The organism is Pseudonocardia sp. KRD291 (assembly GCF_019263595.1).
Taxonomy (GTDB): Bacteria; Actinomycetota; Actinomycetes; order Mycobacteriales; family Pseudonocardiaceae; genus Pseudonocardia.
Genome location: NZ_JADQDD010000295.1, coordinates 1 through 7419 on the forward strand (window position 1 = coordinate 1; position 7419 = coordinate 7419).

9 protein-coding genes are annotated in these 7419 nt (G+C 73.0%); 5 read left to right on the forward strand and 4 right to left on the reverse strand.

Annotated features, from left to right (window positions below; all coding sequences use genetic code 11):
* Nucleotides 1-79 precede the first annotated feature (79 nt).
* Together I4I78_RS27515 and I4I78_RS27520 are read left to right on the forward strand one after the other, a co-directional pair.
* A complete protein-coding gene (locus I4I78_RS27515) occupies nucleotides 80-898 on the forward strand; it encodes an SOS response-associated peptidase (RefSeq protein ID WP_218614417.1) in 819 nt (272 codons plus the stop codon).
* On the forward strand, nucleotides 895-1527 hold the full coding sequence (locus I4I78_RS27520; protein WP_218614412.1) for an alpha/beta family hydrolase: 633 nt from the start codon (nucleotides 895-897) through the stop codon (nucleotides 1525-1527). The genes I4I78_RS27515 and I4I78_RS27520 overlap by 4 nt, the downstream gene beginning before the upstream one ends.
* A gap of 126 nt (nucleotides 1528-1653) precedes the next feature.
* Here I4I78_RS27520 and ybaK read toward each other — a convergent pair whose 3' ends face one another.
* Entirely contained in the window at nucleotides 1654-2130 is a 477-nt protein-coding gene (gene ybaK, locus I4I78_RS27525; protein ID WP_218614413.1) for a Cys-tRNA(Pro) deacylase, read from the reverse strand.
* A gap of 335 nt (nucleotides 2131-2465) precedes the next feature.
* Between ybaK and I4I78_RS27530 the strand changes: the two genes are divergently transcribed.
* On the forward strand, nucleotides 2466-3083 hold the full coding sequence (locus I4I78_RS27530; RefSeq protein WP_218614418.1) for a sigma-70 family RNA polymerase sigma factor: 618 nt from the start codon (nucleotides 2466-2468) through the stop codon (nucleotides 3081-3083).
* Nucleotides 3080-3511, forward strand: coding sequence for a mycothiol system anti-sigma-R factor (rsrA, locus tag I4I78_RS27535; RefSeq protein WP_374225928.1), 432 nt, complete (start codon nucleotides 3080-3082; stop codon nucleotides 3509-3511). Before I4I78_RS27530 ends, rsrA begins: the two co-directional genes overlap by 4 nt.
* Before the next feature lie 87 nt (nucleotides 3512-3598).
* Here rsrA and I4I78_RS34330 read toward each other — a convergent pair whose 3' ends face one another.
* Nucleotides 3599-3673 (reverse strand): 50S ribosomal protein bL37, encoded by a 75-nt coding sequence (locus I4I78_RS34330; protein WP_372447449.1) that lies wholly within the window; start codon nucleotides 3671-3673, stop codon nucleotides 3599-3601.
* A gap of 80 nt (nucleotides 3674-3753) precedes the next feature.
* Here I4I78_RS34330 and I4I78_RS27540 point away from each other — a divergent pair, with 80 nt between their 5' ends.
* Nucleotides 3754-5205, forward strand: a complete 1452-nt coding sequence (locus I4I78_RS27540; RefSeq protein ID WP_218614414.1) for a sensor histidine kinase — start codon at nucleotides 3754-3756, stop codon at nucleotides 5203-5205.
* Between the two features lie 266 nt (nucleotides 5206-5471).
* On the opposite strand, the gene I4I78_RS27545 is transcribed toward I4I78_RS27540, so the two are convergent.
* Together I4I78_RS27545 and I4I78_RS27550 are read right to left on the reverse strand one after the other, a co-directional pair.
* Complete coding sequence (locus I4I78_RS27545) at nucleotides 5472-5723, reverse strand: WhiB family transcriptional regulator (protein ID WP_218614415.1); 252 nt, start codon at nucleotides 5721-5723, stop codon at nucleotides 5472-5474.
* A 427-nt stretch (nucleotides 5724-6150) separates the two neighbouring features.
* The gene (locus tag I4I78_RS27550) at nucleotides 6151-7101 is read right to left on the reverse strand and encodes a diacylglycerol kinase family protein (protein ID WP_218614416.1); all 951 of its coding nucleotides are present in this window, start codon (nucleotides 7099-7101) and stop codon (nucleotides 6151-6153) included.
* Nucleotides 7102-7419 lie beyond the last annotated feature (318 nt).

The following is a 7419-nucleotide window of genomic DNA, read 5'->3' on the forward strand; positions in this document are numbered from 1 at the left end:
CCCCGCCATGATGACCCATCCGCGACAGCGGCGATCGGGCCAGGTCACCGGGTCGCCCGGTCGTGCCAGGATGGACGCCATGTGCGGCCGCTACGCCTCCACCAAGGCGCCCACCGACCTCGCCGACGAGTTCCACGCCGTCGACGCCACGCAGGAGTCCTCGGCGCGCGCCGACTACAACGTCGCACCGACCAAGGACATCACCGTCGTGGTCGAGCGGCACCCCCGCGACGACGAGGGCACGCAGGACCCCGACGCCTGCGAGCGCACGCTGCGCACGGTGCGCTGGGGCCTGGTCCCGTTCTTCTCCAAGGACCCCTCCGCCGGCGCGCGGATGGTGAACGCCCGCTCCGAGACCGCCGCCGAGAAGCCGTCGTTCCGGCGCGCGCTGGCCTCGCGGCGCTGCCTGTTCCCGGCCGAGGGCTGGTACGAGTGGCAGCGGCGCGACGCCGTGCCCGACGAGAACGGGAAGAAGGGCAAGCCCACCAAGCAGCCCTACTTCACCCACTACGCCGACGGCTCGTCGCTGGCCATGGCCGGGATCTGGGAGTTCTGGAAGCCCTCCGGCGGCGAGATGGCGCAGAAGTACCCGGACGGCCTGGTCACCGCGTCGGTGCTGACCACCGAGGCGGTCGGGCCGCTGGCCCAGGTGCACGACCGGATGCCGCTGGTGCTCGACCCGTCGGCGTGGGGGTCCTGGCTGGACCCGGACGCCGACGCGACCGACGAGCGCGTCTCCGCCCTGCTCGCCCCGCCGTCGCCGGAGCTGGTCGCCCGCTTCGAGATCCGGCCGGTGTCCGCGCAGGTCAACAACGTCCGTAACAACGGTCCGGAGCTGCTCGAGCGCCTGCCCGAGCGCGAGGTGCGCGAGCCGCTGCAGCTCGACCTGCTCTCGTGAGCCCCTCCCGGGCGCCGGTCGAGATCGACACCCCGCACGGGCCGGCCCGGGTCACGCTGCACCGGGCGCAGGGCCGGGCGAGGGCGCTGCTCCTGCTCGGGCACGGCGCAGGCGGCGGAGTCGGTGCGCCCGACCTCGTCGTGGCCACCGGGGCGGCGACGGCGCGGGGCGTGCACGTCGGGCTCGTCGAGCAGCCCTACCGGGTGGCCGGTCGCCGTGCCCCGGCACCGGCGAAACAGCTCGACGCGGCGTGGCTGGCCGTCGTCGCGGCGGCGCGGGCGGGGGAACTGGGCGTCGACAGGCGCGGCCGGCTGCCGCTGCTGACCGGCGGTCGCAGCTCCGGGGCCCGGGTGGCCTGTCGGACCGCGGCCGAGGCCGGCGCGTCCGGCGTTCTCTGCCTGGCCTTCCCCGTGCACCCGCCGGGCAGGCCGGACAAGGATCGGCTGCCCGAGCTGGACGGCGTCGAGGCGCCGGTCCTGGTCGTCCAGGGCCGTCGCGACCCCTTCGGCTGCCCGGAACCCGCCGCGTCCCGCGACGTCGTCGTCCTGGACGGCGACCACTCCCTCAAGGCCGACCCCGACGGCGTCCGCACCGCGGTCACCACCTGGTTCGCCCACCTGCTCGGGTAAGCCACCCGAGGACCGACGAGCGCCCCGGGACCGGACCTGTGTCAGCGAGCGGGGCTCTCGTCGGAACTCGTGCGACGAACGCGCCGCTCGCCCGATCGGGACGACGGGGGAGTGGCGGCGCGGGCCTCAGTGAGCGGCTATCGGGGCGACCGTCGCTGCGGTGAGGGCGATCAGGTCGTCGGGGGCGAGCTCGATCTCCAGGCCCCGGCGGCCGCCGCTGCAGTAGAGCGTCTCGAAGTCGTGGACCGATGCGTCGATCACGGTGGGCAGGCGCTTGCGCTGCCCGAGCGGGGAGATCCCGCCCGCGACGTAGCCGGTGGCGCGCTCGGCGTCGGCGACCTCGGCCATCCGCGCCCGCTTGCCGCCGGCCGCCGCGGCCAGCGCCTTGAGGTCGAGCGTCGCGGTGACGGGCACGATCCCGACCGTCATCGCGCCGTCCACCAGTGCGACGAGGGTCTTGAACACCCGGCCCGGGTCCTGGCCGAGTGCATCCGCGGCCTCGGTCCCGTAGACGGCCCCGTCGCGGTGGGTGTAGGTGTGCACCCGATGGGTGATCTTGCGCTTCGCCAGCAGCGCCGTCGCCGGTGTGCCCTGTCCCGCCATCGTGCCGCCCTCCCGCCGTCCTGGCCCGGACCCGCCCGCCGGACAACGGTGCATCCTGCCTGCACGGACGTGGTGGGAATGTGCGTGGGCCCCCGGCCGTTACACAGGGCGTGAGCAACGCTGTGATGGAGGCGCCGTCGACCGGCCGTCGGCGGCGTGTGCGCGTACCCTTTGAGCGGTCCGGGACGGCGGGAGCACCGCCGATCACCGTGCGGGAGCTCGCGTCGAGCGACCCCGCGTCGCTGGAGAGGGGTTCGGTGCCGGAGAAGGAGCAGGCGACCACGGCCGAGGAGCCGGGTCGGGGCGATGGCGCCGATCCCGCCACGGGCGCCGCGGTGATCGAGGAGACCACGGAGGCGGAGGAGACCGAGGAGGAGCGCGTCGCGCGCTTCGAGCGGGACGCGATGCCGCTGATCGACCAGCTCTACGGCGCCGCGCTGCGCATGACGCGCAACCCGGCCGACGCCGAGGACCTGGTGCAGGAGACGTTCCTCAAGGCGTACTCGGCGTTCAGGACCTTCCGCCGGGGCACGAACCTCAAGGCCTGGCTGTACCGGATCCTGACCAACACCTACATCAACGGGTACCGGAAGAAGCAGCGCCAGCCGCTGCAGTCGCCGACCGACGAGATCACCGACTACCAGCTGGCCCAGGCCGGCGAGCACAGCTCCACCGGGCTCCGGTCGGCCGAGGTCGAGGCGATGGACGCCCTGCCCGACACCGACGTCAAGGCCGCGCTGCAGCAGCTGCCGGAGGACTTCCGGATGGCGGTCTACCTGGCCGACGTCGAGGGGTTCGCCTACAAGGAGATCGCCGAGATCATGGGCACGCCGATCGGGACCGTGATGTCCCGGTTGCACCGTGGCCGGCGCCAGCTGCGCGACATGCTGACCGACGTCGCGCGCGAGCGTGGTTTCGTGCGCGGCGGCCAGCAGGAGGTGACGACGAGGTGAGCGCGACCGACGAGACCCCCTCCCCGGAGCGGGACGACGCGGCGGGGCCCTGCTCGGCAGGGTCCGGAGCGACGGGCCGCAACCCCATGGCCGGCAACCCGATGGCCGGCGGCACCGGCTGCTCCGAGGTGCTGGCCGAGGTGTGGCTGTTCCTGGACCGCGAGTGCGACGAGAACCGGCGCGCCGTGCTCGAGCAGCACCTCGACGAGTGCGCGCCGTGCCTGTCCGAGTACGGGATCGACGAGAAGCTCAAGGCGCTGCTGGCCCGCAAGTGCGGCGGGGAGCTGGCCCCGGACGGGCTCAAGGACCGGTTGCGTTCGCAGATTCGCTCCGCGGTGTTGGAGCAGGCCTCGGTCAGCGTCGAGTCCGGCCCGGACGGCACGACCGTGGCCGTGACCACCAGCCGGGTCGAGCGTCACCGGTACTAGACCCACGCACGACGGCCCACGAACGGCGAACGGCGGGCGGCACCCCTCGAGGGTGACCGCCCGCCGTTCGTCGTGTGTGGGGCGAACTCAGGTGTTCGGCTTCTTGCCGTGGTTCGCCTTCTTCTTGCCGCGGTCGCGGCGCTTGCGGGCCCGCTTCGACATGCGTGGTCCCTCCCTCTCTCCTGGCTTGCCTCGTTCGGCGAGTTCAGGGCCCCATTCTCGCATGTGGTGAGATGGCGGCCGTGACCACGCTGAGCGAGCTGCTCGCCGAGCACACCCGGATGCAGGGCGAGACCGTCGACCACCTCCAGCGGGTGGTCTCGGAGTGGCAGCTGCTCGCCGACATGTCCTTCGCCGACTTCCTGCTCTGGGTGCCGCTCGACGAGTCCCCCGAACCGGACGGCGCGAACACGTCCTTCCGTGCTGCCGACGACGTCGTCCGGGTGCGCGGTGGGGGCCGTGCCGTCACCGAGGGCCGGATCTGCCGCGACGACGACCCGCGCTGGCACCTGGAGGTCCCGGTCCGCCGGGAGACGATCCCGGTGCGCCGGTCCGGGCGCACCGTCGCCGTGCTGTCCCGGGACACGAACCTGGCCACCCCGCGGGTCCCGAGCCCGCTGGAGATCGCCTACCTGGGCAGCGCGTCCGACCTGTGCCAGATGATCGTGGACGGGACGTTCCCGCACTCCGTCCCGCTCGGCACGACCGAGGGCAGCCCACGCGCCGGGGACGGGCTGATCCGGCTCGACGTGCACGGCAACGTCGCCTACGCCAGCCCGAACGCGCTGTCGGCCTACCACCGGATGGGCCACGCCAGCGACGTGGCGGGGACGGAGCTGGCCGTGGTCACCCGCCGGCTCGTGCTCGACCCGTTCGAGGCCGCCGACGTGGCCACGAAGATCACCGAGGCACTGGAGGGCAAGGCGTCGCCCCGGATGGAGATCCGCGGCCGCCGGGCGTCGATGGTCGTCCGCTCGCTGCCGTTGCGCCCGCGCGGGGACCCCGCCGGGGCGTTGGTGCTGGTCCGGGACGTGACCGACCTGCGTCGCCGGGACATGGCGCTGCTCAGCAAGGACGCGACGATCCGGGAGATCCACCACCGGGTGAAGAACAACCTGCAGACCGTCGCGGCGCTACTGCGGATGCAGTCCCGGCGCAGTGCCCATCCCGAGGCCGCGCGCGCCCTGGAGGAGAGCGTGCGGCGGGTCACCTCGATCGCACTGGTGCACGAGGCGCTCGCCTACTCGGTCGCCGAGACCGTCGAGCTCGACGCGCTGCTGGAGAAGGTGCTGCCGGCCATCCGGGACGGTGCGACGGCCGAGGCGCGGGCCCGGGTCCGGGTCGAGGGCGGTTTCGGCACCTTGCCGGCCGGTCGCGCGACCCCGCTCGTGCTGGTGCTCACCGAGCTGGTGCACAACGCGCTCGCGCACGCCTACGACCAGGGCGAGTCCGGTGAGGTCGTGGTGTCCGCACGCCGCTCCGCGGGCTGGCTCGAGGTGGTGGTGGCCGACGACGGGCACGGCATGCCGGAGGGCTTCGACGTGGAGACCGCGCAGGGGCTGGGTCTGCAGATCGTGCGGACGCTGCTGACCTCCGAGCTGGAGGCCACCCTCCGGATGGGCGACCGGGACGGCGGTGGCACCGAGGCGCTGATCAGGCTGCCCCTGGGAGGGTCGCCGAACGGCAGCGGATAGGCTCTGCCCATGACCGATGACCCCGGTGCCGAGGTCGCGCCGGCACCGTGGTCGACGGTCCGTTCCGGCGGTGGCCCAGGCCGTGACGACCCGGGCAACGATGACCCGGGTACCGACGACCCGGGCAGGGACGACACAGCACTGCCCCGGAACGAGAACCGCGGGCCCGCTGCCGGTGGCATCCGGCTGCGGGCCCGCGGTGGGGGAGCGTTGCGTTCTGCGTGTTTCTCGAACTTCTCGGGCGTGCTGCCCCGTACGAGGTTTCCTCAGGCGGTGTAGGAACGACTACGCGTGCTGCGCCGCTTCAGGGCGCGACGCTCGTCCTCGCTCATACCGCCCCAGACCCCGGCGTCCTGGCCGCTCTCCAGCGCCCAGGCCAGGCAGGACTCGGTCACCGGGCAGCGCCGGCAGACGGTCTTCGCCTCGGCGATCTGCATCAGGGCGGGGCCGCTCGTCCCGACAGGGAAGAAAAGCTCGGGGTCCTCGTCGCGGCAGATCGCGTCGTGACGCCAATCCATGATTGCTCTACTCCTCGTTGTGCGCGATCGGGGTCGCGCCGATCGTCTACGTGTGTACGGTCATTCCGCCGCTTGTGAATGGTTTCACGAGCGCAGGTCCGTCTTCAAGGGAAACGGACTGGTTCGAGCGTGAGTGGCCTCACCGACACTCACATGCCGGGATGGACGGAATCGTGCTGCTCCGTCCGGGGCCAAGCTCTTACCAGTGTCCCCGCCCGACAGCGGATCGGCTACCCGAAATCTCTGTCGGACCAAACACCCCGGGCGTCGCTGCCCGTGGTCCCTTGCTTGCGTAGGGACCACCTTGGATCACCGTTTGGCCAGGTGCGAGCCCCAACGGGATCGACGGTCCGCGGCCATCGGTGAATGGTGTTGCGGTCACTCTGGCGGGTGGTCGCCGGTCCCCGACTGCGGCGAGCTGCTCATCTCACACGACGACGCGTAACGCGGCGGGCACGCTGAGGAACTCCACGTCGGTGCGTTCCCCCAGGTGGTCGCCGTCGAGCTGCAGTGCCAGCGGGGTGTCACTGGTGATCCGGACGAGCGGTACCGCGTCCTGCCGGACGACGTGGCGGCCGTGCGGGTTGCCGTCGCTGGACAGGATCTGGCCGAGCACCGCCGCGATCGTGCGCGGACCGAGGCTGCGCAGGGCGAACAGGCCCAGACCGCTGCCGAACGACGACCGCGGGTTGGTCCGGACCGCCCGACCGGACAGGAACGTCCAGGGGTCGGTGTTGCTGACGAACGCCAGCTTGACCCCGGGCAGCGGGTCGGCGCCCGGGATGTGCACCGTCATCGACGGCGGGCGGCGCAGCTGTGCGAGGTACTGGGCGAGCGCGGTGGCGGCGTAGCGCCCGGGGCTGGCCTCGTGCCCCTGCGCCCGCGCCCGCTCGACGGCGGCGACGACGTCGGCGTCCCAGCCCATCCCGGCGTTGAACGTGAACCAGCGGTCGTCGGCGTGCCCGAGGCCGACCATCCGGCGCCGGCCCGCGGCCAGCGCGGCGAGCACCTGGCCGGTGGCCTCCACCGGATCGCGCTGCATGCCCAGGGCGCGGGCGAACACGTTGGCCGAGCCGCCCGGCACGACGGCGAGCATCGCGGTGGCCTCGGCGTCCGGGCGTGGGGCGGTGCTGCCGGTGCCGGTCTGGTCGGCCAGCAGGCCGTTCACGACCTCGTTCACCGTGCCGTCGCCGCCGAGCGCGACGACGAGCTCGACGCCGTCGCGGACGGCGGCCGCCGTGCCCTCGGCGGCATGCCCCCGGTAGCGCGTCTGCAGCACCTCCAGCTTGAGCTCGCTGGCCAGCGCGTGCGTCAGCACGTCCCGCCCGGCGGCGGTGGTCGACGTGGCCTGCGGGTTGACCACGAGCAGCGCGCGCACCCGCCGAGGGTAGCGCCGACTATTCTGGGGTCATGAACACCGCCGACGTGCTTCTTCCCGCGGAGGTGGCGTGAGTACCGCCGACGTGCTTGTTCCCGCGGAGGTGGCGTGAACACCGCCGACGTGCTTGTTCCCGCGGAGGTGGCGTGAACACCGCCGACGTGCTTGTTCCCGCGGAGGTGGCGTGAACACCGCCGAGGTGGCGCCGCAGAACGTCCGGGTCGCGGGTGCGCTGGTCGCGGCCCAGGGCGGCGTGGCCGTCGTGTTCGCCGTCGTGTTCGCGGTGCGTGCGGTCGGTGCCGGGAGTCCCTCGCTGGG